Genomic DNA, 23,724 nt, shown 5'->3' on the forward strand with positions numbered 1-23,724 from the left:
CGCACATATGGTGGCTAGATTAATTTATAGAGCACAATTATGTTAGTTAAATGCTTGCGAACTGATCTTCTGGTCATTTTGTTAATTTCTATTTTTTCTGCAGAAATCACAGCTAAAAGCAATACCCATATCTCTGGATTTGGCTCTATCGTTGGATATCATGCTGATGGCAGCGAACTGGCTTTTCGCTCAAATATTGCCTCAAGTCATAGTGGTCAGCGTGGAGAAATTGAGTTTTTAGATTTGAGTTTAGTGGGGTTTCAGCTCAATCATCAATTTAATGCGAATTGGGAGCTTGTTGGCCAACTTGTTGTGCGCAGTGAACCGACAGAAGATGTAACTGATCGAATAAAACTTTTTACGCTGAATTATAGTCCTAACGCTGACTGGTTAATTAGAGTTGGCCGCTTCTCTCCAAAGTTATACTTATTAAGCGATACGCGCTTTATTGGATATGCACAAGACTCGATTTATCCAGTTCATGATTTTTATGCGCAAATTCCACTCACGAGTATCGACGGTTTTGATATTGGCTATCAAAAACGTTTTGGCAGTATTTTATTTACTGCCAATGCCTACAGCGGTGTAGCTGATATATGGGCCGGCATTGATGGTGCGAGTGTTATTACTTCGTTAAAGGATATTTTAGGCGCTAATTTAGGTTTTGAATATGAGAGTTGGTTGGTTAGGTTTGGTTATACTCAGGCCTCGCATGATGGTTTTGGTGTAGATCAACGTGTTGAGCAATTTCTAACAAGCTTAGCCTTCCCTCCAGCGGAATTTGGTGTTGCAGGCTGGACTGACGCTCTGGCAATGTATGATGCTTATAAGATTAAAGATACTAAATTTTCATACTCATCATTGGCATTTGAGTACAACCACTTTGACGGTTTATTGCGTGGCGAGTTAGGTAAATTGTCGACCGACTCTTATTTAGCGCCGGATACCACTGCTGGGTATTTACAATATTCTTATCGAATTGACAAGTTTGCTCCTTTTATCATTGTATCTGCTATTCATTCTGAAGATGGGTATAAACCACAAACTTTGCCAGGTGCAGAGTTGTTGGCGGTTTGGTCGCAGGTGACCCAATCTGATTTTGCAGCCTCGTTTAATGCGCTGGAGCAATCGCTTAATATAAAATTTGAACAACAAAGTATTGCCTTTGGCGCTCGGTTAGATTTGTTTGCGGACGTGGCTTTTAAAGTGCAGTTTGAACGCAATTGGGTTGGTCAAAATGGTGGTGGTTTATGGATTCGAGAATCTATTTCCAGTAATGCTGCAACCACCATTGATACACTGACTTTTGGTATAGATTGGGTGTTTTAATATGCAAAAGCTTACCCAAAAAATACTAGCAGCTTCTATCTTTTTATCCTGTAGTTATGGTGCGGCTGCAGAGTTGGTGGTTGTGGTAAATAAAGCAAATCCAATCCATGAACTTAGCTTAACTAATGTTGTTGATATATACACAGGTCGTTATATGGCTTTCCCCAATGGAATCTCTGCCGAGCCCGTTGATTTACCAAACGAATCTAGCGAAAAAGAAAATTTCTATTATCAAGCGACAGGTCTATCGCTTGCTAAAATAAATAGTTATTGGGCAAGACTTAAATTTACGGGTCGTTATTTACCACCTATCCAACTAGAAACACCTGAGAATGCCTTGAACTATGTTCAACGAAACACTAACGCTGTCGCTTATGTAGACGAAAAATATGTAACAGGTCAAGTTAAAATTGTTTATCGTTTTTAGTCTTGCCACTGATAAATAGCGTAAGCGTTTTTGCCTTGTTTTTTAACTTGGTACATAGCGTGATCTGCATGATCAAATAATTTGTCGAAATCTTTACCTGATTGTGGATAAAGTGCAACCCCAATACTACAACCTATATACGCGATGTTTTGTTCATCTAATGGAATAGACACGGCAGTTGCTTGTACTAACTTTTCAGCAATAATTTCGACTTCGGCACGATTGACGTTAGTTAAAATAATTAAAAACTCATCACCACCCCAGCGGCAGACTATGTCGGATTTACGCGTCAGTTTACGGTATCTATTGGCAACTTCTATTAATACAGTGTCACCGGCATCATGACCATAGGTGTCATTAACGGCTTTGAAGCCGTCAAGGTCTATCAGCAGTAGGGCAAACTCCGGGGTAAGTTCGTTTGAATCGAGGATTTTTTCGATTATACGCCGTGCTGAGCGACGGTTTTTTAGGTGGGTGAGGGTGTCGTGATCGGCCTCAAATTCAGTTAACAGGAGTTTTTGTCTGGCTTCAGTAATATCGCTGATAATCACGAAAATATTAATTTCGCCGAACATATTCTCTGCTTTGTTATAGGTGAGGTTAAACCATTGTGCTTCCATGTCGGTGTCACTTGGTTTTCGGACTTCGATCTCAATGGTTTGTGAGGTGTTGAGTTTTGGGAAATCGAGAATTTTTTGTTTAATTTCGTCAACTTCAAAAGAAATTTTTTCTAACCAGTGACTATCGTAAATTACTTCGTGGTGGCCGCTATTCTTTAGCCACAGCTCTTTAAATTTAGGGTTAACCGACAGTAAGTTGAGGTTTTCATCGGTTACAACCAGTGCATTGGTTGAAATGTCACAAATCATCTTAAAGTTGCTGGCGAGTTTTTCTTTTTGTGCCGACAAATTGCGCTCGTGTTGTAAACGCTCATCGAGTTTGGCGAGCATTTTATTAACTATGCTACGAATTAGCCCAAGCTCATCATTACGAGATTGTTTTTTTAGCTTGTCTGTTTCTTCGTGTGTAAAGTCTATGTTTTCTAGCTCGTCTGCCAGCATAGCAATAGGGTGCGAAACCAATACATAAGTTGTGAATAAGGTACAAATCGCTATGATAAAAACTATGGTAAAAATATTAATTATGGTGCTGGTAACTTGGGTTAATACCTTGTCTTTGACAGAATTGGTATTTTTGTATATCAGCAAGGTTCCTATTTTTTCGTTGGCATTAAATGGTGAGTACAAAGGCTCAGAATATAGCTGGTTTTGGTTGCAATGAATACCACGCGCTTGTTTAAGTTTTGGGCTGGTAATGTCGGCGCATTCAACCACTGCATTTTTTAATAAACCAGATATAACGTCGTTTGCTAAGGGTTCATCATTTAAATAAGCTGCGGCTGATGCGGTATTGTATACAGTTGCGGCAAGCGACTTTATTGTTTTATCTGCCTCTTGCTGATTGCTTTTTAAGATATGTGAATACGACAGCAAGGAAATAAGTATGCTGGAAACAATTGCGACTAGAGCGACGAGTAGGGTTAGTTTTATGTTTATTTTCATACTCATGATACAGCTTTATAGGTTACCTTCGCTTTATATACAACTGGCATGTACTTAATATAGCCTAATTCAAACAATAGCGGAGTTTAATTTGATGGAATTTATTCACGTATTAAATAGAAAAGCTTTTCATTTTATTCGTTTATTTTTGTAAATTGTTCGTCCTTTGTATCCCTCGATATCTAAAGAGATGAGCTATATGCCCTTGAATTCATTACTGACAACAAGGGCATACTTAGTTGACTATGGCTCAATTTAAAGCCAATAGCAATTATCTTGCTACTTGGCTAAAATTCGTTCCATTTCGTCCATTATATTGTTCATACGCTTGACCAAAGCTCGATAAGGTTCGGCTGTCGCCATATCTACCCCAGCAGTTTTCATCAAATCATACGGATAATCAGAACCGCCTGCTTTTAGCATATCAATATAGGCATCTCGAGCTTGGATATCACCATGACCAATTTTTTCAGCTAGGCCTGCTGCGGCTGCAATTGAAGTCGCATATTGGAACACATAAAAATCGTAGTAGAAATGTGGAATATATGCCCATTCCATTGCGTAGGCATCGTCAATTGTCATTACGCCTTGGTCATGGCCGTGATAACGCTTCAACAGCTCTAGGTACATTTCAGACAATTTAGCTCCGGTTAAGATTTCACCCGCTTCGGCTGCATCATTAATTTTAAGCTCAAACTCTGCAAACATGGTTTGGCGGAAAAAAGTACCACGTAGTGCTTCTAATCCTATACCTAAATAGTAAAGCTTTTCTTGGTCGGTTTGTGCTTCGCTGATCACCATATCTTCCAATAGCATTTCATTCATAATTGAGGCTGTTTCTGCAATAAAGGTTGCGTAACCAGCTGTTTCCCATGGTTGGGTTTTATTACTCAATACAGAATGCACCGCATGCCCATATTCGTGTGCAAAGGTTGACGCACTCTGGAAATCATCATTATGGTTTAATAATACATAAGGGTGAACATCATAAGCTGCGCCAAACATGTATGCACCCGAGCGTTTACCTTCTTGTGGGTAAACATGCATCCAACGTCCTTCTACACCTTTATCGTATGCTGCTAAAAACTCTGCCCCTAGCGGTTTTAGTGCCCGGCGTGTAATGGCAATTGAGTCTTCAATGCTATAAGTTTTGTCTAATTCTACCAATGGTGGGTAAATGTCAAAGTAACGCATATCATCTTCAATATTCAACATGCGTTTTCGCAACTTAAAGTAACGGTGCAAGGTTGGTAAAGCATCATTTACTTCTTTAATTAATGTGCGGTAAACCGTTTCTGGCATATTGTCACCAAACAAGGCTCGGCTTACTGAAGTCTCATGGTTTCTCACTTGTGTATGAAATACTAAACCTTGAATATGCGAGTTTAGAATACTACCAAGTGTGGCTTCATAGTCTTTCCACGTACCCCAGAAAGTTTCAAAGACTTTTTGTCTGTCTTCACGTGAGCTAGCTTGGCGCAATTTTGAGTAACCAGCTTGATTTAGTAACTGGGTTTCACCTGTGCTTAGCGTGATTTCTGGCCAAGGTAAGTTAGCATTGGCGAGCACTGAGTAAATAGAATTTGGTGCACTGGTTAGTTTGCCTGTTTTGGCCAGTACAGCTTCGACTTCTTGGCTTAAAGTATGTGGGCTATTACGGAGAGTATTCTCTAATGAGTGCTGGTGTACTTTAAGTCTTGGCTCTTGCTTAAGAAATTGGCGGATTTTCTTTTCACCAATTGCCAGTATTTCAGGGCTATACCAACTTACTGCTGCTGAAAGATCGCTGAGTAAAGCTTTAGCTAGTTGTCGGCGTTCTTCATTTTCTGCAACTTTTAGATTTTCATCGGCTTTTAATGTTGCGTATACCAATAAGCGCACGGCATCTTTATAAACAGCAGATATTTCATTGCTCGCAATCAGTAAAGATTGAGCATTTTTACCTAAGCTGCCTTGTAGCGCCTTGAGTTTATCTATCTCGCCTTTAGTTTTACTATGGCTTTGCTGCCATTGTTCATCGCTAGCGTATAAATCTGTTAAGTCCCATATATATTTTTCATCTACTACTTTGGCTGATTTTTCTTTTTTGGCCGCCGAGATGGTTTGTTGGTTCGCTGGTTCACTTGCGCTTTCGGAACCTGAAAGCGCACTTGTTTGCGAACAAGCGGTTAATAAGTTGGCGCTGATAATTAAACTAAGGAGCTTAAGTTTCATTGTTATCATTTCCTTGTATTTTGTTTGTTAACCTGAGTAGTCTAAAACCGTTTTGTTTTTTTCTATGTTTGGATCTGGGATCGGCACGGCCGACAATAAAGCTTTAGTATAGTCATGTTGTGGTGCAGCATAGAGTTGTTCGGCATCTTCCAACTCTACTTTGTTCCCTTTATACATGACCAACACACGATCTGAAATATGTTTAACCACAGCGAGATCATGCGCGATAAAGATTAAACTTATACCTAACTCTTGTTGGAGCTGTTTAAGTAAATTAATTACCTGCGCTTGAATCGATACATCTAGTGCTGATACAGGTTCATCACAAACGATCAATTTCGGCTCTAATATTAACGCTCTTGCAATTCCAATACGCTGACATTGGCCACCAGAAAATTCATGTGGATAGCGATTGATAAGGTCGGGTTTTAAACCGACTTTGTTCATCATAGTTTGCACTTTTTGTTTGCGCTGACTACGGGTCAATTCTGGATAATAAGTTTTCAGTGGCTCTGCAACAATTTCCCCAACTGTCATTCTTGGGTTGAGTGAACCGAGCGGATCTTGAAATATCATTTGAATATTCTGTCGCTCAGCTCGCCATGCTTGTTTGTCAAACTGAGTTACATCTTGTCCTTGCCAGATTACTTTACCTGCTGTTGGTTTAATCAAGCCGATAATAGCGCGTGCTAGGGTTGATTTGCCGCTGCCTGATTCGCCAACTATACCCAAGGTTTCACCCGCATTGACTTGGAAAGAAATACCGTCAACTGCTTTTAAGGTTTCAGCTTTGCTCCAAGGTAACGCGTTTTTTGCAGCAATTGAAAAGTGCACTTTAATATCTTGAACATCGAGCAACACAGAGCTGTGGTCGTGTTGTTTTTTCGCTGCGGTTACGTCTAAAGAGGCGTGTTGACTTGCTGTTGTTGCGTGTTCGGTTAATGTTGGTAGAGACGCCAACTTTTTGTCTAGCCTAGGTACGGCTTGTAACAGGCGCTGGGTATATGGATGTTGAGCTCGGTAAAAAATATCATCAGCACTAGCGTACTCTTGCATTTCACCATTGTTCATTACCAATACATTTTGACAAATACCGGCTACTACACCTAAGTCGTGGGTGATCATGATAATTGCAGTATTAAACTCATTTTGTAGCTCGCGCAATAACTGCATTATTTTCGCTTGCACTGTTACATCTAACGCTGTGCTCGGCTCGTCGGCAATTAAGAGTTTAGGCTTACATAATAGTGCCATTGCTATCATTACACGTTGGCACATACCACCAGAAAATTCGTGTGGATATTGACCCATGCGTTGTTTCGCATGCGGAATTTTAACCGCATCTAACATGGCGAGTGCTTCATTATAAGCTTGTTGTTTAGACAAACCTTTGTGCAGTCTGAGTACCTCAATTAATTGTTCGCCTATTTTCATGTAAGGATTAAGCGATGTCATAGGATCTTGAAAGATCATTGAGATTTGTTTGCTACGAATTTGATTTAAGCTGTGTTCGTCTAGATTAAGTAGTTGTTGTTCGCCAAACAGTGCTGAACCAGTGACAATAGCGTTCGCTGGCTGTAAACCCATTAGTGCAAATGCTGTTTGGCTTTTACCTGAGCCTGATTCTCCAACTATGCCTAAAGTTTCACCTTGGTTTATGCTAAAACTTAGATTGTTAACCGCGGTAACTGTACCTTCTGGCGTGGTAAATTTAACGTGTAAATCTGTAACTTTAAGTAGTGACATCTGCTGCTCCTTAGCTTAGTGCTTTTGCTTTGGATCGAGCGCGTCACGTAAACCGTCGCCCAGATAATTAAAACAGAATAAGGTAGCTACCATAAAACTTGCCGGCACTAGTAGTTGCCAAATAGCCAGTTCCATAGTTTGTGCGCCCTCCTGTAGTAGCGCGCCCCACGAGGTCATGGGCTCTTGCACGCCTAATCCTAGAAAGCTTAAAAATGATTCAAATAAAATCATTCCAGGTACAAGTAAAGTAGCATATACAACCACTACACCAAGTACATTTGGCACAATATGCCGTGTGATGATTTTCCAGTTACTTACGCCGCATACTTGTGCTGCTTCGATAAAGGCTTTGCCTTTTAAACTTAAGGTTTGGCCACGCACTATTCGCGCAACATCTAACCAAGAGACACAGCCTATAGCAACAAAAATTAGAAAGATATTTCGACCAAAGAATGTTACTAACAGAATCACCAAAAACATAAATGGCATTGAAGATAAGATCTCAAGTACGCGCATCATTACCCGGTCTGTATTGCCACCAATAAACCCTGAAGTTGCCCCATATAAGGTGCCTATTAACACTGCAACTAACGCACCTAAAATCCCAACTAGAATAGATATTCGCCCGCCAATCAATACCCGCATATATAAGTCACGGCCAAGAGAGTCTGTCCCCCAGTAATGACCATTTTGCCAATTAGGGCCAGTGTGAATATTCGGCCAATCCGCAACATCAAATCCGTGCGCACCAAACAAGGGGCCGAATATAACAGCGCTGATGATAAACAATAGGATATAGGCACTAACCATAGCTGCTTTATTTGCTTTAAAACGCATCCATACATCTTGCCAAATACTGCGGCCTTGCACTTCTAGTTGTTGGCTAAAATTTTCGACTGCTTGGCTATTATTATTTTTAATGACCATAAATTAGTTTCCCTATTCGTAGCGGATTTTTGGATCAATTGCCGCAAGCAAAATGTCGACAATAGCGTTGAAGGTAATAGTTAAAAAGCCAATGAGTATAGTTAAGCCAAGTACCAAGGAGTAATCTCGATTTAAAGCGCCATTTACAAATAATTTGCCTAAGCCGGGCAAGCCAAAAATAGTCTCAATAACCACTGAGCCGGTAATAATACCAACAAAAGCTGGCCCCATATAAGATAACACTGGCAATAACGCAGGGCGTAAAGCGTGGCGTAATACTATGGTTGAATAAGGCAGGCCTTTCGCTTTCGCAGTACGGATAAAATTAGAGTTAAGGGTTTCTATCATAGAGCCGCGGGTAATACGCGCAAACGAAGCAATGTATAATAAAGACATACTTAACATAGGTAATAGAATGTTTTGCCAGTTGCCACCTTGCCAACCACCCGCCGGTAGCCAGCCGAGCTGAATGGCAAATATATATATCAACACAGGTGCTAATACAAAAGAGGGCATAATGACGCCTAGCATAGCGGTAGACATCATACTGTAATCAAGCCAGGTGTTTTGTTTGAGCGCTGCTAGAGTACCAATACCAACACCAACAATTGAAGTAAAAACAAAAGCCAGCAGACCAATGGTTGCAGAAACCGGTAATGCTTGCTCAATTAGCTCATTCACCGAGTAATCTTTGTATTTAAATGAAGGGCCAAAATTACCTTGTAAAATATTACCTAAGTAGGTGAAATATTGCTCGTGCATAGGTTTATCTAAACCATATTCGGCTTCTATTTTTTCCATTATTTGTGGTGGCAGGCCACGCTCAGTTGAAAAAGGGCTGCCCGGAGCTAAACGCATCATAAAAAACGATACTGTGATCAAAATCAGTAATGTTGGTATGGCTTCTAAAATGCGTTTAATAATAAATTTATACATAATTATTTATCTCAACCTTCGGATATATATGGCCAACAGGCTTAGCTTAATTGTTATTGTGCAACTTTGTACATCAATTTACTGGGTACAATATCCAGTGCGTTATTCATTGAATAACCACGAAGTTTAGGGTTAACTAAACGTGCTTTGACATAGTGATACACAGGAATTATCGGCATATCTTCAGCTAATATGGCTTCGGCTTCTTTGTACGCCTGTAATCTATCTTGGCTAGACCTTGCTTGTAGGGCTCTATTTAATACAGCATCGTATTCTTCACTTTTATAGTGGTTGTCATTTGACGAATTGTTCGACATCAACAAAGTTAAAAAGGTGGAAGGTTCGTTGTAATCGCCACACCAGCCTGCGCGTGTAACTTGGTAAGAGCCAAAACGACGGGTATCCAGATAGGTCTTCCATTCTTCATTGATTAACGACACTCTAACGCCTAAAGCTTGTTTCCACAGTTGGCGTGCTGCAGTTGCGATTTTTTTATGATTTTCACTGGTGTTGTAAAGCAGTTCGAATTCCAAAGGGTTGTCTTCGTCGTATCCGGCTTCTTTTAATAAACGCCTTGCTTCAGCATTACGTTGTTCTTGCGTCCAGCTTGCATATTCGGGCAACTCTGCTGCCATATCTGCCGTTTTATCAGGGGTGAAATAATATGCAGGAGCTTCACCTTTACGTGTAATGTAATGTGTTAGGATATCGCGGTCTAATGCGTAAGCTAAAGCTTTACGAACGCGCACATCGTCAAAAGGTGGGTTTGTTACACGGATGCCATAATAATAGGTACACAAAAACGGTGTGATAGTTAAAGCCTCACTATGCTCTTTGGCAAGGCGGGGGAAATGTTCATTTGGTACTTCGTAGGTAATATCAATTTCACCGCTCAAAAAACGGTTCATTTCGGCAACTTGGTTCTCAATAGGCAAGTAGGTAACCGTTTGAATAACAGTCTTATCTGCATCCATATAGTTTGGATTTTTTTCTAGCACAATACGTTCGTTAACTATCCATTCTTTTAATTTGTATGCGCCATTGCCGACATAATTGCCTGGTCGGGTCCATTTGCTACCAAACTTTTCAACGGTTGCTTTGTGGACAGGCTTCACTGGCGTGTGTACGAGCATTTTAGGGAAATAAGGTAGGGATTCGTTTAGTTTAACTTCTAAGGTAAAGTCATCAATTGCTTCTACTCCTAGGGTATCTGGACTTTTCTTTCCCTTTAGAATCTCAGCTGCGTTGAGCATAGTGGTCATTTCTATATACCAAGCATACGGTGACGCAGTATTTGGGTCAGCTAAGCGGCGCCAACTATAGACAAAATCATGCGCGGTAACTTGATCGCCATTTGACCATTTAGCGTCTTTTCGTAGGTAAAATCTAAAGGTTTTGTTGTCTTCAGTTGTCCAACGCTCTGCTATTAATGGAATTAAGTTACCTTCGTCATCTTCTGTCGTTAACCCTTCCATTAAGTCGTATAACACCATAGTGGCGGTTGAGCCTTCGACTTTGTGTGGATCTAAGGTGGCGACTTCGGCACCAGCTCCACGTACTAAGTGTTGCTCTTTGGCAAGTTTTGTCCCTTCTGGAACAGTCGCTGCGTTCAAGGATGAAAGGGGCATGGCCAATAGACTTAATAATACCCAGCGATGAACCCAGTTTAAGCGGTTGGTAGACATACTTGACCTTTGTTTTTATTAAACTTTTTATTTGTTCTAATGAGGTGAGTGACTTACCCCATAGTATTGGCAGAAAATACAGTTAAGGGCAAGTACCAAGGCGGTAAAAAATTAAATAACCAGTTGTAAAACACCAAATAAGATAAACAGTCCACCAGCAACAAAGCGCGTTACGTTTAACGGTAAACGCTCCATTATATAACTGCCGAACCAGATAACCGGAACGTTTGCTAATAACATACCTAAGGTGGTGCCTAAGGTGACTAACAATACATTCTGATATTCAACTGCAAGCAGTACTGTCGCGACTTGTGTTTTATCACCAAGCTCGGCAATAAAAAATAAAATTAGGGTAACAACAAAGGCACCATATTTATCTAATTTGCTGCTTTGTTGTTCGTCTTTATCCGGAATAAATAGCCATAGGCCAAGTAAAATAAAGCTAGAGGAGAGAATGATTTGTCCTGTGCCACTTTGTACATATTGGCTAGCCCACTGCCCTAAGTATGCGGAAGCTGCATGGTTAAGTACGGTTGCAACTAATAAACCTGCGACTATAGACCATTTGTTTTTAAATTTAGCGGCTAGAAATAAAGAGAGTAGTTGGGTTTTATCGCCTATTTCGGCAAGTGTAACTGCAAGGGTTGAGAAGAAAAAAGTTTCCATAAAATAACTCAGGTGGGAAGCTAAAACCAAGGCAAACAATAACCTCCCACCTATGGGGCTATTATTTACCTCAGGTCTTGCCAATACTGTGTTCAGTATGAAATTGCCATAAGCCATTGAGGGCTTAAGTATGTTGACAATTTCGCTTGTTGATTTAAAAAATCTAAGCAGGCTACTCCCCTAAGACTTGGCTATTATAAATGACTCTCCATCAACACACAATGTTTGAATCGAGCAGTCTCATAAATGCGAAGCTTAATGGAATATTATTCGCAAAAACGCTTCGAGCCCATCCTAGGGACGCTCGCAAAAGATATCCCTATCTTTTGAAGTTTTGCTCACAACATTTCCATCAACCTTCTTGGCATTTTTGTTGCTGACACGATTTCTTACAGCAATATCAAAGTTTGATAAAAGCATACTCGAATGCGGCTCAGTTGTTGAGGACTGTGATTAGATTTACCTAAGCAGAACGTCGTTTTCAGGGATGAAAAGGAGAGCGTACATGGAAGTATTTACAGCGATTCTGCGTGGTAAATGTAATTGCAGGCCGATTATATTGCAGTGACTTACAGCGATTTTAGAAAATGATGTTTCGAGTGTGCTTAATTGCACTGTGTTATACAGCGCCACCAATCACCTTTCACCAGTTCGATGTTGCTGCTTAATTGCACAAATCTTGATTAATACGGCTTTGGATTCAACTTATCCTCAACATGTGGCTGGTTTACCGTCGCTTCATTTTCAACCAGCGGATTCTCCAACCTAAACCAATAAGCTAATATCACATTAGTAAAATACACCACCCAAAAGGCAAAAACAGTATCACTCAAGAAGTGGCCACCTTTTGCTATTCGGGTAAAGCTAACCAAAATACCAATGGCTAAACCAAGATAAAACGCATTTTTGCGTCTAAATAACCAAGCTAAACCAATAAAATAAAAACCAACCGCGGCGTGTCCACTAACAAAAGAACAGTTAGTTTGGCAATAACCAGAATAAACAAATGCCGGGGTAAACTGTGCGTCCCCGCCATATTGCTCAATATGCACTGGGCGTGCTCGGCCAACTGAGTTGTTTTTTAAAACTTCATTGACTATTAAACCCGGCCCGACAATAAGTGAAGCCAATAAAAAGGCACAAACGTATTTTTTATGCCGTTTACTGTGACATCTTTTGCGGTAGCGCAGGTAGCAGAATATCGAAAACAAAATGAGCAGTGGTAATAAAACAACTTGAGGTTTGGCGAATAGTTGATAAATGCCATCAACTAACCAATGTTCAGCAAGATAAAAATTTTGCTCAACTGTATCGTAAAACCAGTTAGATACGATTAAGTCTATTTGTGGAAAGATCACAAAAATAAGCGCGAGCAGTAAACAAGCTAATGTATCTTTACGCAGCAATATTTGCTTGGCGCTTATCTCATTCATTTATTGTTCTCCTGCTTGAACCCACCAACTTGGTACAGGCGTACCTCGCGGTCAAAGTTTTTATAAACTTTAACCTTTTGTTGTTTAATTAATTTGACTGATTGAAAGTGCGTTTGTAATTCTTGTTCTGTCCAATCTTGTGTCACAAAAAAGTACTCGTTTGCAGGCTGTTTTGCAATGGCGTATTTTAATTCGTAATGATCACCTATGTGTTCGCTGCCATCTAAGTGTGCGCCCTGAAAGTCTTGGTTGGTTAGGTAATAACCAAAATAGGCCAGCAGTTTTCGTGAATCGCTGGCAAGTTTCATTTGGGGATTTTGCTGAAAATCAGCGTCAAATTGGCGAACTAATTCCGGCCACTTTAAGATGCGTTTGTACGGATCATTATGTTGAGTACGCTCAACACCAATCAGCTGAGTAAAACCATTAAAATGGTAAAAAGCCAGCATCAAGAATAGGTTTATAGCCACAGCGCTGGCGATTACAAGTTTAGTACGCTTGTTTGATTGCCACATTTGCGCAAAATAATAACCAGCTAACAAACTCGCGCCGACAAAAGCAGCGGCTGCCCAGTTCATGTTGGCGCGGGCGGTTAAAGCTTGTAGTGAAATAACAAGCAAAGTTGGTAAAAATAAACACCAGAGTAGTTTTACTGAATCTTTAGTTTGTTGATTTTGTTTAGGTTCTGGCGAGGTTTTTTTACTCAATCCACAAGCTATTAAAATAATTAATGCGATTGGACCAAAAACAATCAGTTGCAGTGCCAAAAACTCAAACATGCGAGCAAAACTTAGCGTGTTTTCAGCGTGTTTGGATATTTCAGATGTATGCTGAAAGCTAATAAAGTCGTGGTGATAATTCCAAATTAAATTGGGTAGTAAAATACTGATGGCTAATGCACAGGCTAGCCAAAATCGACTATTGGTTAATATTGCCCGGCCACTTTGGCTGATAATTGCATACAACAAAAAGGTCACTGGCAATAAAATAAAAGTGTATTTTGACAATAAACCACAACCACCTAGTACACCAGCTAATAACCAGTATTGCCATGCGTTGCTGCTTTGTGCGCGTAAAAAAGCGTAAAAAGCTGCAGCCCAAAAAAATAACTGGGGCGCATCAGTGGTGACAAATAATGAGTTGAGACTGACCAAAGGCATAATCATAAACATCAGTCCAGCCCAAAAACCAGCTTTGTCGTTAAATAGGTGTTTGTTTATTGCAAAACATAAGAGTGCTGTTGCAGCGTACAATACTGGCGCAGAGAGTTTTACCGCCCATTCGGCCATACCAAAAATCGCTGTGGTTGTGGCAATTAACCAAGCAACCATAGGTGGCTTAGAGTAATAACCCCAATCTAAATTTTGTGCCCATGATAAATAATAGGCTTCGTCATAAAACAAAGTAATTGGCGTATTGATAGTTACTGAAATACGGTAGGCAAATACGCAGCTAACGATAAGCAATAACCATTGCCATGCACTTAGTTTATTTGAGTATGCGTTTATTTGCATTAAGCTCTGCCTTGAACAAATTTTAAGTTTTTTGCGTGGACGAAAATAAAGTAGCTGATCGCAAATAATATAATTGCACTGATATAAGGGTGGCCTAATGGGTAGCCACCATTGTGTTCAATAACTTTATAACTCGCGTAGATAGGAAAAACTAACAGGATAGCTTGGCTATATTTGTGTTCACCCAGTTGATATCTGGTTGCTATTTTATACCCGAGCAGTGAGCAGAGTAAACCAATGGCCGCACCAACCATGACATCTATCGGCCAGTGTGCACCGACCATAATTCGGCTTAAACCTGCAAGTAATAACAACACAGCTAAAGTGTAACTAACCCAGTTTTTGCGAATAAACAGCATAAATAAACCAACCCATACAGCTGCTGTCATGGTGTGGCCTGATGGAAAACTGCCCATTTCTAATAGTCTACCTATTTGTACATAACTGTCTTCTGGCAAAACTGAAAATGGTCGGTCGATTGGCATGCCACGTTTAAAACTTTGTGCAACTATGGTCGCGGGTATGGTGGCAATCAGCGCAGCTGGCAATAACTGTTTATGCTGCGATATTAAAAATAAGGTGAGCGCGACTGCAACATGGGTGTCGCCAAGTAATGTGATAACCGACCAAAAAGTAGCAGGAAAATAGCTGCTCGTTGAATTGATAAGCGTAAATCCAAAATGATAGCCAGCAATTACAAATATGCTGGCTGCCAACCCAAGTAATATGACTGCAAACAGGCAAACAAAATGTTCAGTATTATTTAACTTCACTTGAGCCAACTTCATAGTTTGTATCCTTTTGTGCAAGTTTGTTGCCGGCTATTTGGGCTAATACAATGCCACCTTGTTGATAGAAGATATCAACTGCTCCAGCACCAAACTTTTCTTCTAATTGGCTAATGCGATCTGCCCGTGTGTATACATAATCGCCAACTGTGACTTCGCGACGGTGAGTTATTTGCTCTCTATAGACACTAAAACTAGGCATGTGCATTTTATACGCAACAAACTCCTGTTTGATATCTTTGGCAAATTGCGCTGCTTGTTTAATTGGCTGTTGTTGAATTTGTGCAATAGCTGGCAGTAAAACAAGGTAACAAAAAACGCTTTGGCAAAAAGCAAAACTAACCAACTTTTGCCATGATTTGGCTGGCAAAATAATCAGTGTTAGCAGCAGTAAGCTAAGTAGTATGCTGTTAAATAAGTAGCTGTTGTTAAATACTTTATCTGCATTCGCCAGCATTTGTTGTTGGTAGGAATTACTGTTGTTGGCTAAATCGGGCGCTAGGTAAATCAATACAAATTGAATTAAGCAAAACAGCATAGGAAAAAGCAATTGCCACTTACCGGCCAGCAGACTATTGCGGTATTTCGCCATTAATATAATAACGGGTGTCACACCGTATAAAACATAGTGGGGCAGTTGGGTTTGCGAAAACGAAACTAAAATAAACACCACAACAAACCATATGACCAGTAGTCGGTCGAGTGGATCTTTAATTAAACTTTTACTCAAGCTGATTTGTTTAAATAAGCCACCACTAAATGGCAGCAAAATCAGTGGCAATACGTAGATGTAGTAATACCATTGGCCACCATGGCCTTCTTTAGTGTCGGTAAAGCGCTTTAGATTATGCTCAACTAAAAATCCATGGAAAAAACCGCTGCCTTGTTCCAGCCACACCATATATAACCAGGGTGATACAACCGCGAGTAAAATTAACCAACCAACCGGATTAAAAATAGCTTTTAGCCAGAGATTAAATTGTTTATTCGAGACAAACCAAATTAAGCTGGCTGCACCAGGTATGGCGATGGCAACTGGGCCTTTGGTTAATACGCCCAAACTCAACCATAACCAAGCACAGTAACAATGCCATTTATTTTGTGACTGTGCGTAGCGGTAAATATCAAAAAACGTCAGGGCAATAAATAAGTTAAGCAAAGCATCAGCAGTTGCGGCACGGCCAATTAAAGTGATCCATAAAGTAGAACTGAAGATCAAGGTGGCAACAAACGCACTTTTGCGGCTAATAAACTGTTGGCAAAAATAAAATATCGCGGCAGCCCAAAGCAGTGCGCTGGTCACTGAATGCATACGCAAGGCAAATTCATTTAAACCAAAGGCTTTTACAAATAAAGCCTGAAACCAGTAGGTTAAGATAGGTTTGTCGTATCTTGGTTGGCCATCCAAATAGGTCGCCGACCATATACCTGAGGTGAGCATTTCACGGGTGGCTTCTGAAAATGCGCCTTCATCCACATCAAATAAAGGCACTCCCCACACATTTAAGATAAATCCAGCTGCTAAGAATATTGCAAGTGTAGTTGGCTGATAAAATAGCCCACTAAGGTTTTGTTTGGTTAACGTCATGGGTTATTTGCCAAGATTTATCCGTTTCCGGCTCGCAGATATTGCGCACAACAAAGTTTTTGCCTTTGTTGTTTTGAAAGAAAATTCGAGTCAGCATTTCCGCCACGACACCCGTGGTGATAAATTGTAATGCCATCACTAACATGAGTATGGCGACTGACAACATTGGACGATGGCCAATGTCTTCTCCGAAAATAAATTTAACCGCCAATAACCAAGTCATGAGCAGTGCACCAACCGCGCCGGTGAATAGACCGATTGAGCCGAAAAAATGCCCAGGACGTGCTTTGTAGCGCAAAAAGAAGAAAACTGACAGTAGGTCAATAATTACTCTAAATGTTCTGCTAATGCCGTATTTTGATTCACCAAACTGGCGGGCGTGATGGGTTACAATAGTTTCACCAATTCTATGTGGTGCGGTAACACCCGCAACCCACACAGGAATGAATCTGTGCATTTCACCAAATAATCTAACTTGTTTGAGCACATTAGCTCGGTATATTTTTAAGCTACAACCATAGTCATGTAACTTAACGCCAGTAATTCGGGCGATAAGTTTATTGGCTATGCGTGATGGCAATTTACGCTTTAATGCTGCATCTTGGCGGTTTTTACGCCAGCCTTGTAATAAATCTAAATCGCGTTCGAGTAATTCATCAACCATACGTGGAATATCGTTTGGATCGTTTTGTAAATCACCATCTAGGGTTGCAATTAAATTACCGCGTGCTGCATCTATACCTGCTTGCATCGCCGCTGTTTGGCCAAAATTTCTTTGCAATTCGATAATTCTTACATGTTGACCAAAAGTCTGTTGAGCTTGTTTGAGTGCTCTTAACGTGCCATCTGGACTACCATCATCAACACATATTACTTCCCATGGGGCGGTATAATTGGCGAGTCCTTGATGAATGCGCTCAAGCATAAGTTGTGCGTTTTCTTGTTCTTTGTACATAGGAATGACAATAGATAAACTTTTTGGATGACTTGCTGGCATATCTCTGTTTTCTCAATTTAGTTGCAGCAAGGCTAACCTTACTGGCTTAAAAATTTATGACATCTGTGTGTTACTTTTGTTTAAAACACAGTGCGACCGGTACGCTTAATAGGGTTACTACCAGTACGTAAATATGTAGATTGATCGCGGCAGATAAAACTTGCTGTTGATTTATCCCTAGTGGCAGAAGCGCTGCGAGAATGGCTGCTTCAAAAGTACCACTGCCCGCAATGCCATGTATGGGTAATATACTGCTTAAGTCTGCGCTGATAACTGCAAACAATGCTTGTGCCGAAGGCAGCGGGATAAAAAACTGTAAAATTAAACATAAAGCCGAGAGTTTAACTAACCAAATTAATACTGTGAGTAGGTATATTCGAGCCAAGAATTTAGGCGTTAGCTCGGCATGTTCTGTTATTTGTATTAGTTTTTGTTTGATTTTTTCCGGTGCCACTTTGTGCAGATAATCCCAGCAATTGGGCAGCATCAAGGGAACTAGTATAAGAGGTATGAGCAGCCACAATGCATGTTGGCTGATTTGTTGGCTAGCAATAACCACCAGCAGGACTAATAACCAGTGTAAATCCATTAGTCGAATAACCAATAAACCAGCGGTGCTTTTTAGTAGTGGAAATGCAAAACTCTGCTTCATAAACAGTGGAAAAGATGCTTCACCAAGTCGCATGGGTAAAAAGTTGTTGAGTGCATTGTGGAGTAAATTAATGCGAATATATGGTGAAAATGGGTGTTGAGTTTTTTGGCCAAAATAACAGTATACGCGCCATGCCCTTAACCAATAACTGGCAAAAGTAACCAGCGTAAGTAAAACTAACTGGCTGGGTGAGACGTTTTGCCATTGCGCAAATACACTTTTCCAGCCTATGTATAGCTCTATTCCATAGATAACAGCGATAAATATACTGGTGGCGATTATCCAGCGTAAGGTTTTATTCCAATCCATGCTCGACCATTATTGTTGTTAGTTGGCTAATGGTTAGCTTACGGATTAAATGTTACAAAGTAAATTTGTCTACGAAAGATAAAGAGGCGCTAGGCTGGTTCGAAGCATAATTTTCTACAAGTGCAGCGAGACAAGGCGAAAAAAGAAGAATGCGCCAATGTGTTGTAAGGGCGGTGCAATGCAAAGGAAAGGACTAGAGCATAACTTTCGCAAAAACGCTGTAAATACATCCTTGTAAGCTTCGCTTTTTCATCCTTGAAAAAGAGATTTTGCTCTAAGTAATTGCTCTAGTACTTTCCTTGAGTCCATATCGCTGCTAGCGATTAAAACCAACGTGCTGATGTAAGCGAACCGACATAGTTTCAGCTTTGTGTTGATAGTTCAATTTACCAGCAAAGCTGCGCATCGCAGAATGTACTTGGTTTAAGAATTTGCCGTAACCATAACTCGACATATCATTTTTCGCAGCGACAAAAACAAACTGTACCGAGTCAACTAAACGACGGCGAGAGTAGTGCGCTGAAAAACTATTGTCTGGGGCATTTTCATTAAAGTCGATAGTTTGCAATTCACCATTTTCAGAGATTACCGTGTCGCGCTTGCTACGCACAACAGGTACTAAACCATTGGCTATCATAATGCCTTGGTCGATACCATTTTGTTTGGCACATTCAATAAATTGTTTTTCTAAGCTGGTGTATAAATCTTCATACGGGCATTGTGCTTGTTTATCAATATCAAACAAAGCTTGGATGCGTTTGGTTAATGGCATGTCAACAACAGCATATGTTTGTTGATCAAATTCACCTTCCAATGCAACGTCATGTGCTTTGAATCGATTTTCGATAGAACGCAATTTATGCGCTTGTGTACCTTCAACCCCTTTTTCTTTCGCGAATAAATCGTAGGTTAAATGCTGGTGGTCGCATAAACGAATGCTGCCTGCATCTAATTCTAGTAAACGACTAAACTCAGCAACTGCCTTTTCTACTTTAGAATGGAATTTAGCTGAGTTATGACGAATTTCTTCACCGCTTGCTAAGAATAGCAATTTGAGTTTGCGTACACGCTTTTTACTATCAACAAAAGCTTTGTGGCCTGAGTGATATTTAGGGTTGTATAAAAAGATAATTTGTTGGTCTGTCTGTGCAGTGATTTTTTCAGGGCTATAACGTACACGGATAAATTTGTCGTTAGCAACAAATTGGCCACTTTCGATGTCGTGTTTGTCACACACATCAAAAAATAGATTTGCCAGAGTTTGATAGAAATCGTGGTAAGGCTGTTCGCTACCTGAATCAATTTGCTCGGCGAATTTTGCCAACAAAGCATCTGGCAATTCAAACTTAGCTAACAAATACTGATTTTCGCGGGCGTTAGACGGAATATAAACTTTGTGCTGAGCACTTCTATCACGAGTTATGGGCATTTTTCGTACCTTTTATTTATGCGGTTGTTCTTGTAATTTTACAATAAATAACATTGTTATAACTTTACTGCAAATCTAAATCTTAATCGTTTTTTGCTCAAGGCTACTTTGCATCGCCAATTCAATTATTTTTATCGACTTCAATGCGTCGGCAGCATCAACAGGTGGTTGAGCATTTTCGCTTATGGCTAAGTTAAGTTTTTGAAAAAATGCTTGGTAGCCTCCTAGCTCGGTTGGTAACGGTCTGGCGCTGTCGTCTGTGTATAAAGTTCCGTAACTTGCTTCAACTTCAGCCGCCCACTGTGAAGTATTCGGCGTAACACCTGCTTTTAATCTATCTTCTTGTGGGTCTAAACCGAATTTTTCGTAATTGGCTTTGTCACCTTGTACTTTGTAACGCAAATTTGGCCCTGCACAATGCAAACTTGCTTGTAAATTGGCTAGCATGCCAGCGTAGTGCAGTGTAATACTAAAGTAGTCAATATTGTTTGATTTAGGTCTAGTTTTTTCACAAATCGCTGTGATTTTGTCTGGCCAACCAAATAAGTTTAAACATTGGTCAATTAGGTGCGGGCCTAAATCAAACAAAATGCCGCCACCTTCGCTTGCTTGTTCGCGCCAGCGATCTCGTACCACTGGGCGGAATCGGTCAAAATGACTTTCAAAGTATTTTATGTCGCCAAGTGTTTGTTGCTCGATTAATTTTTTTACCGTTAAAAAGTCACCGTCCCAACGTCTGTTGTGGTAGACAGTTAAGACTTTTTGTTGTTTTTCAGCCAACTCAATTAAACTTTGGCCCTGAGCGCTATTGGTTACAAAAGGTTTTTCAATGACCACATGTTTATTGTGTTCTAGCGCCAATTTGGCTAACTCGAAGTGCACATCGTTCGGTGCAGTTATCACAATTAACTCTACATTTGAGTCGGTAATGAGGGCTTGTGCGCTTGCGTATATTTGTGCTTGTGGCAGTTGTTCTTTTACTTGTTCAGGTTTTGAGCTTGAAACTGCGGTAACGGCAAAACCATTATCTTGGGTTAAAAAAGGCAGGTGAAAAGTTTGTGCGGAAAATCCAAATCCTATGAGTCCTGTGTTAATTATTTTATTTGCTTGCATTTTTCCTCCATTGGGGTGGCTTATCTGCCAGCTTTGATGAATACTAGTATATATGCCATTGCAGTTTGTGGCTTCAATATCTTGTTTATTTTCAGAAGGATTTTTCATGTCAGATAAACGCCAACAAGCCCTCGATTATCATCAGTTTCCTGTTCCGGGAAAAATTAGCGTTGAACTTACTAAACCAGCTGAAACCGCATATGATTTGGCTTTAGCCTACAGCCCTGGTGTTGCTGAGCCAGTTAGAGAAATAGCGGCTAATCCAGACGAAGCCTACAAGTATACAGCCAAGGGTAATTTGGTTGCAGTGATCTCCAATGGTTCGGCCATATTAGGTTTGGGCAACTTAGGCCCGTTGGCTTCAAAACCAGTAATGGAAGGCAAGGCACTGTTATTTAAAAAGTTTGCCGGCCTTGATGCGATTGATATCGAAGTTAAACACAGAACAACTGAAGAGTTTATTCAAACGGTTGCGAGTATAGCGGACACTTTTGGTGGCATTAATTTAGAAGATATTAAAGCACCTGAATGTTTTGAAATTGAGCGAGCTTTAGTTGAAAAATGTAATGTGCCAGTATTTCATGATGACCAACATGGAACTGCAATTGTAACTGCAGCTGGTATGTTGAATGCGTTAGAAATTCAAGGCAAAGATATTCGCGAAGTGATTATTGTGTGTATGGGCGCAGGTGCTGCTGCGGTTGCCTGTATGGAGTTGCTGATTAAATGTGGTGCGCAGCGTGAACGCATTTATATGTTAGATAGAAAAGGTGTTATTCATACTCGCCGTGAAGATTTAACTGAGCATAAGAAGTTATTTGCCAATAATACTGATAGACGCACTTTGGAAGATGCTTTGACTGGCGCTGATGTATTTGTTGGTGTGTCTGGCCCTGATGTATTGCCACCCGAAGCGTTGGATTTAATGAACGAAAACCCTGTTGTGTTTGCTTGTTCTAATCCAGATCCTGAAATTAAACCTGAGCTTGCTTTAGCACAGCGTAGCGACATTATTATGGCGACCGGCCGTTCTGACTATCCCAACCAGGTAAATAACGTGTTGTGTTTCCCATTTATTTTTAGAGGTGCATTAGATGTACGCGCAACTGATATAAATGATGAAATGAAAGTGGCCGCTGTTCATGCAATTCGTGAACTGGCTAAAGAACCTGTGCCAGATAGTGTAATTAAAGCCAGTGGTGGCCAAGATTTAATTTTTGGCCGTGAGTATATTATCCCTAAACCTATGGATCCTCGTTTGTTGGAGCGTGTTGCTAAAGCTGTTGCTGTTGCGGCTGTTGAATCGGGTGTGGCACAAATTGAGTTGCCAGAGCGTTATTTGGGATAAAAATTTAAGCTGGTCGCGAGATCTTTCTCAAAATCGCTGTGGATAACGTGGCATGGAAGCTCAAGCTGGTTGCGAGTCCTTTATCGCTGCGTATCTAGCGTATATTTTTAACAGACTTAGCTTCATCGATTTTCCCTTGCTGAATGTCGCTTTTTTTGGTCGCATGAAAGCTTTAAAAAATAAACTCCCAACGATCTTTTTGTTTTATCTAAATTGCAAGTGAGAGCGTTAGTTAATCGAAGCTATTGGAAGCGATAAAAATGTTTGAGGCAAGTATGCGCAAATGCTCATTTTCTAAAACTTCAAAAGATATGGATATCTTTTGGGAGCGGCCATGGATTGGCGAACAGCGTTTTTAGAAAATGATGCGTTGCGTGTGCTTGATTGCACTGAAGTGGCGGCCTATCCTGCACATAGTTAAGATATTGGTACTTAGCACAATTCGTACTTTATCCGGTGGCTATCGAGCGCTGTGTTTCATCACGCGCTCTTTCTGGCGTTCCCAGTCACGGTCTTTAATATCATCACGTTTATCATGCGACTTCTTACCTTTAGCTAGGTGAATGGCAAGTTTTACCCAGCATTTGCTCCAGTACATAGAGGTGGCAACAATAGAATAACCTTCACGTTCACGCGCACCGATTAACCTATCAATTTCACGGCGTTTCAGTAATAAGCGGCGTTGACGGGTTGGGTCGGCAATAACATGAGTTGATGCTGTATTTAATGGCTGAATGGTTGCGTTTAATAAAAAAGCTTCGCCATCTTTCAAATGGATATAACAGTCAGAAATATTCACTTTACCTTCGCGAATACTTTTAACTTCCCAGCCTTGTAACTCAAGCCCAGCTTCTAACTTGTCTTCTAAAAAGAATTCGTGTCGAGCTTTTTTATTTTGCGCTATCGTGTTTGATGGAGCGCCTTTTTTCTTACCTTTTGCCATAAATACTAACTTGCCTATGCCACATGAACGCCAAACTGACGGGCTATTATACTCAAGCCTGTTGAAAATGCGAGAATTCCACGACTTAGAAAAAGTATTTTGCTACTAGATTGATTGA

Annotated in this window: 19 protein-coding genes and 1 riboswitch; of the genes, 3 read left to right on the top strand and 16 right to left on the bottom strand. The window is 40.4% G+C overall.

All coding sequences use genetic code 11. From position 1 onward, the window contains the following. The first annotated feature begins 39 nt into the window (after nucleotides 1–39). Complete coding sequence (locus WSC_RS0100910) at nucleotides 40–1,329, top strand: hypothetical protein (protein ID WP_016954032.1); 1,290 nt, start codon at nucleotides 40–42, stop codon at nucleotides 1,327–1,329. A gap of 1 nt (nucleotide 1,330) precedes the next feature. Further along, nucleotides 1,331–1,756, top strand: a complete 426-nt coding sequence (locus WSC_RS0100915) for a hypothetical protein (protein ID WP_016954033.1) — start codon at nucleotides 1,331–1,333, stop codon at nucleotides 1,754–1,756. On the opposite strand, the gene WSC_RS0100920 is transcribed toward WSC_RS0100915, so the two are convergent. From WSC_RS0100920 to WSC_RS0100990, 15 genes are all read right to left on the bottom strand, one after another. Continuing rightward, nucleotides 1,753–3,324, bottom strand: coding sequence for a diguanylate cyclase domain-containing protein (locus WSC_RS0100920; protein ID WP_237716261.1), 1,572 nt, complete (start codon nucleotides 3,322–3,324; stop codon nucleotides 1,753–1,755). The two genes, WSC_RS0100915 and WSC_RS0100920, sit on opposite strands and share 4 nt — an antisense overlap. A 273-nt stretch (nucleotides 3,325–3,597) precedes the next feature. Then, nucleotides 3,598–5,532 carry an oligoendopeptidase F gene (gene pepF, locus WSC_RS0100925; RefSeq protein ID WP_016954035.1) on the bottom strand — a complete coding sequence of 645 codons (1,935 nt, stop codon included), beginning with the start codon at nucleotides 5,530–5,532 and terminating at the stop codon, nucleotides 3,598–3,600. 27 nt (nucleotides 5,533–5,559) lie between these two features. Further along, on the bottom strand, nucleotides 5,560–7,278 hold the full coding sequence (locus WSC_RS25465; RefSeq protein WP_016954036.1) for an ABC transporter ATP-binding protein: 1,719 nt from the start codon (nucleotides 7,276–7,278) through the stop codon (nucleotides 5,560–5,562). A gap of 15 nt (nucleotides 7,279–7,293) precedes the next feature. After that, complete coding sequence (oppC, locus tag WSC_RS0100935) at nucleotides 7,294–8,205, bottom strand: oligopeptide ABC transporter permease OppC (protein WP_016954037.1); 912 nt, start codon at nucleotides 8,203–8,205, stop codon at nucleotides 7,294–7,296. 12 nt (nucleotides 8,206–8,217) lie between these two features. Further along, entirely contained in the window at nucleotides 8,218–9,141 is a 924-nt protein-coding gene (oppB, locus tag WSC_RS0100940; protein WP_016954038.1) for an oligopeptide ABC transporter permease OppB, read from the bottom strand. 53 nt (nucleotides 9,142–9,194) lie between these two features. Then, entirely contained in the window at nucleotides 9,195–10,826 is a 1,632-nt protein-coding gene (locus tag WSC_RS0100945) for an ABC transporter substrate-binding protein (RefSeq protein WP_016954039.1), read from the bottom strand. A gap of 111 nt (nucleotides 10,827–10,937) precedes the next feature. Beyond that, nucleotides 10,938–11,492: a TMEM165/GDT1 family protein gene (locus tag WSC_RS0100950; RefSeq protein WP_026016595.1), complete on the bottom strand. Its 555-nt coding sequence runs from the start codon at nucleotides 11,490–11,492 to the stop codon at nucleotides 10,938–10,940. A gap of 82 nt (nucleotides 11,493–11,574) precedes the next feature. Beyond that, nucleotides 11,575–11,685, bottom strand: a riboswitch (yybP-ykoY riboswitch). Between the two features lie 490 nt (nucleotides 11,686–12,175). Continuing rightward, complete coding sequence (locus WSC_RS0100955) at nucleotides 12,176–12,925, bottom strand: phosphatase PAP2 family protein (protein ID WP_016954041.1); 750 nt, start codon at nucleotides 12,923–12,925, stop codon at nucleotides 12,176–12,178. Then, complete coding sequence (locus WSC_RS0100960) at nucleotides 12,922–14,439, bottom strand: ArnT family glycosyltransferase (RefSeq protein ID WP_016954042.1); 1,518 nt, start codon at nucleotides 14,437–14,439, stop codon at nucleotides 12,922–12,924. Before WSC_RS0100960 ends, WSC_RS0100955 begins: the two co-directional genes overlap by 4 nt. Beyond that, nucleotides 14,439–15,227, bottom strand: coding sequence for a phosphatase PAP2 family protein (locus tag WSC_RS0100965; protein WP_016954043.1), 789 nt, complete (start codon nucleotides 15,225–15,227; stop codon nucleotides 14,439–14,441). The genes WSC_RS0100960 and WSC_RS0100965 overlap by 1 nt, the downstream gene beginning before the upstream one ends. After that, nucleotides 15,199–16,815: an ArnT family glycosyltransferase gene (locus WSC_RS0100970; RefSeq protein ID WP_016954044.1), complete on the bottom strand. Its 1,617-nt coding sequence runs from the start codon at nucleotides 16,813–16,815 to the stop codon at nucleotides 15,199–15,201. Before WSC_RS0100970 ends, WSC_RS0100965 begins: the two co-directional genes overlap by 29 nt. Next, entirely contained in the window at nucleotides 16,790–17,812 is a 1,023-nt protein-coding gene (locus WSC_RS0100975; protein ID WP_016954045.1) for a glycosyltransferase family 2 protein, read from the bottom strand. The genes WSC_RS0100970 and WSC_RS0100975 overlap by 26 nt, the downstream gene beginning before the upstream one ends. Nucleotides 17,813–17,882: 70 nt before the next feature. Further along, nucleotides 17,883–18,773, bottom strand: a complete 891-nt coding sequence (locus WSC_RS21535; protein ID WP_016954046.1) for a lysylphosphatidylglycerol synthase transmembrane domain-containing protein — start codon at nucleotides 18,771–18,773, stop codon at nucleotides 17,883–17,885. Nucleotides 18,774–19,089: 316 nt separating this feature from the next. Further along, nucleotides 19,090–20,202, bottom strand: coding sequence for a DUF3083 family protein (locus tag WSC_RS0100985; protein ID WP_016954047.1), 1,113 nt, complete (start codon nucleotides 20,200–20,202; stop codon nucleotides 19,090–19,092). 75 nt (nucleotides 20,203–20,277) lie between these two features. Further along, the gene (locus WSC_RS0100990) at nucleotides 20,278–21,423 is read right to left on the bottom strand and encodes an oxidoreductase (RefSeq protein ID WP_016954048.1); all 1,146 of its coding nucleotides are present in this window, start codon (nucleotides 21,421–21,423) and stop codon (nucleotides 20,278–20,280) included. On the opposite strand from WSC_RS0100990, the gene WSC_RS0100995 reads away from it, so the two are divergent. Then, a complete protein-coding gene (locus WSC_RS0100995) occupies nucleotides 21,422–22,663 on the top strand; it encodes a malic enzyme-like NAD(P)-binding protein (protein WP_016954049.1) in 1,242 nt (413 codons plus the stop codon). The two genes, WSC_RS0100990 and WSC_RS0100995, sit on opposite strands and share 2 nt — an antisense overlap. Before the next feature lie 460 nt (nucleotides 22,664–23,123). Here WSC_RS0100995 and smpB read toward each other — a convergent pair whose 3' ends face one another. Further along, complete coding sequence (gene smpB / locus WSC_RS0101010; RefSeq protein ID WP_016954051.1) at nucleotides 23,124–23,606, bottom strand: SsrA-binding protein SmpB; 483 nt, start codon at nucleotides 23,604–23,606, stop codon at nucleotides 23,124–23,126. Between the last annotated feature and the right edge of the window lie 118 nt (nucleotides 23,607–23,724).

Origin of the sequence: Catenovulum agarivorans YM01 (assembly GCF_000281085.1) — a bacterium.
Classification (GTDB): domain Bacteria; phylum Pseudomonadota; class Gammaproteobacteria; order Enterobacterales; family Alteromonadaceae; genus Catenovulum; species Catenovulum agarivorans.

Bases quoted from the DNA above. Each gene is read 5' to 3' on its own strand.
- WSC_RS0100910 (WP_016954032.1), top strand. From the start codon at position 40: ATGTTAGTTAAATGCTTGCGAACTGATCTTCTGGTCATTTTGTTAATT.
- WSC_RS0100915 (WP_016954033.1), top strand. From the start codon at position 1,331: ATGCAAAAGCTTACCCAAAAAATACTAGCAGCTTCTATCTTTTTATCC.
- WSC_RS0100920 (WP_237716261.1), bottom strand. From the start codon at position 3,324: ATGAGTATGAAAATAAACATAAAACTAACCCTACTCGTCGCTCTAGTC.
- pepF (WP_016954035.1), bottom strand. From the start codon at position 5,532: ATGAAACTTAAGCTCCTTAGTTTAATTATCAGCGCCAACTTATTAACC.
- WSC_RS25465 (WP_016954036.1), bottom strand. From the start codon at position 7,278: ATGTCACTACTTAAAGTTACAGATTTACACGTTAAATTTACCACGCCA.
- oppC (WP_016954037.1), bottom strand. From the start codon at position 8,205: ATGGTCATTAAAAATAATAATAGCCAAGCAGTCGAAAATTTTAGCCAA.
- oppB (WP_016954038.1), bottom strand. From the start codon at position 9,141: ATGTATAAATTTATTATTAAACGCATTTTAGAAGCCATACCAACATTA.
- WSC_RS0100945 (WP_016954039.1), bottom strand. From the start codon at position 10,826: ATGTCTACCAACCGCTTAAACTGGGTTCATCGCTGGGTATTATTAAGT.
- WSC_RS0100950 (WP_026016595.1), bottom strand. From the start codon at position 11,492: ATGGAAACTTTTTTCTTCTCAACCCTTGCAGTTACACTTGCCGAAATA.
- WSC_RS0100955 (WP_016954041.1), bottom strand. From the start codon at position 12,925: ATGAATGAGATAAGCGCCAAGCAAATATTGCTGCGTAAAGATACATTA.
- WSC_RS0100960 (WP_016954042.1), bottom strand. From the start codon at position 14,439: ATGCAAATAAACGCATACTCAAATAAACTAAGTGCATGGCAATGGTTA.
- WSC_RS0100965 (WP_016954043.1), bottom strand. From the start codon at position 15,227: ATGAAGTTGGCTCAAGTGAAGTTAAATAATACTGAACATTTTGTTTGC.
- WSC_RS0100970 (WP_016954044.1), bottom strand. From the start codon at position 16,815: ATGACGTTAACCAAACAAAACCTTAGTGGGCTATTTTATCAGCCAACT.
- WSC_RS0100975 (WP_016954045.1), bottom strand. From the start codon at position 17,812: ATGCCAGCAAGTCATCCAAAAAGTTTATCTATTGTCATTCCTATGTAC.
- WSC_RS21535 (WP_016954046.1), bottom strand. From the start codon at position 18,773: ATGGATTGGAATAAAACCTTACGCTGGATAATCGCCACCAGTATATTT.
- WSC_RS0100985 (WP_016954047.1), bottom strand. From the start codon at position 20,202: ATGCCCATAACTCGTGATAGAAGTGCTCAGCACAAAGTTTATATTCCG.
- WSC_RS0100995 (WP_016954049.1), top strand. From the start codon at position 21,422: ATGTCAGATAAACGCCAACAAGCCCTCGATTATCATCAGTTTCCTGTT.
- WSC_RS0100990 (WP_016954048.1), bottom strand. From the start codon at position 21,423: ATGAAAAATCCTTCTGAAAATAAACAAGATATTGAAGCCACAAACTGC.
- smpB (WP_016954051.1), bottom strand. From the start codon at position 23,606: ATGGCAAAAGGTAAGAAAAAAGGCGCTCCATCAAACACGATAGCGCAA.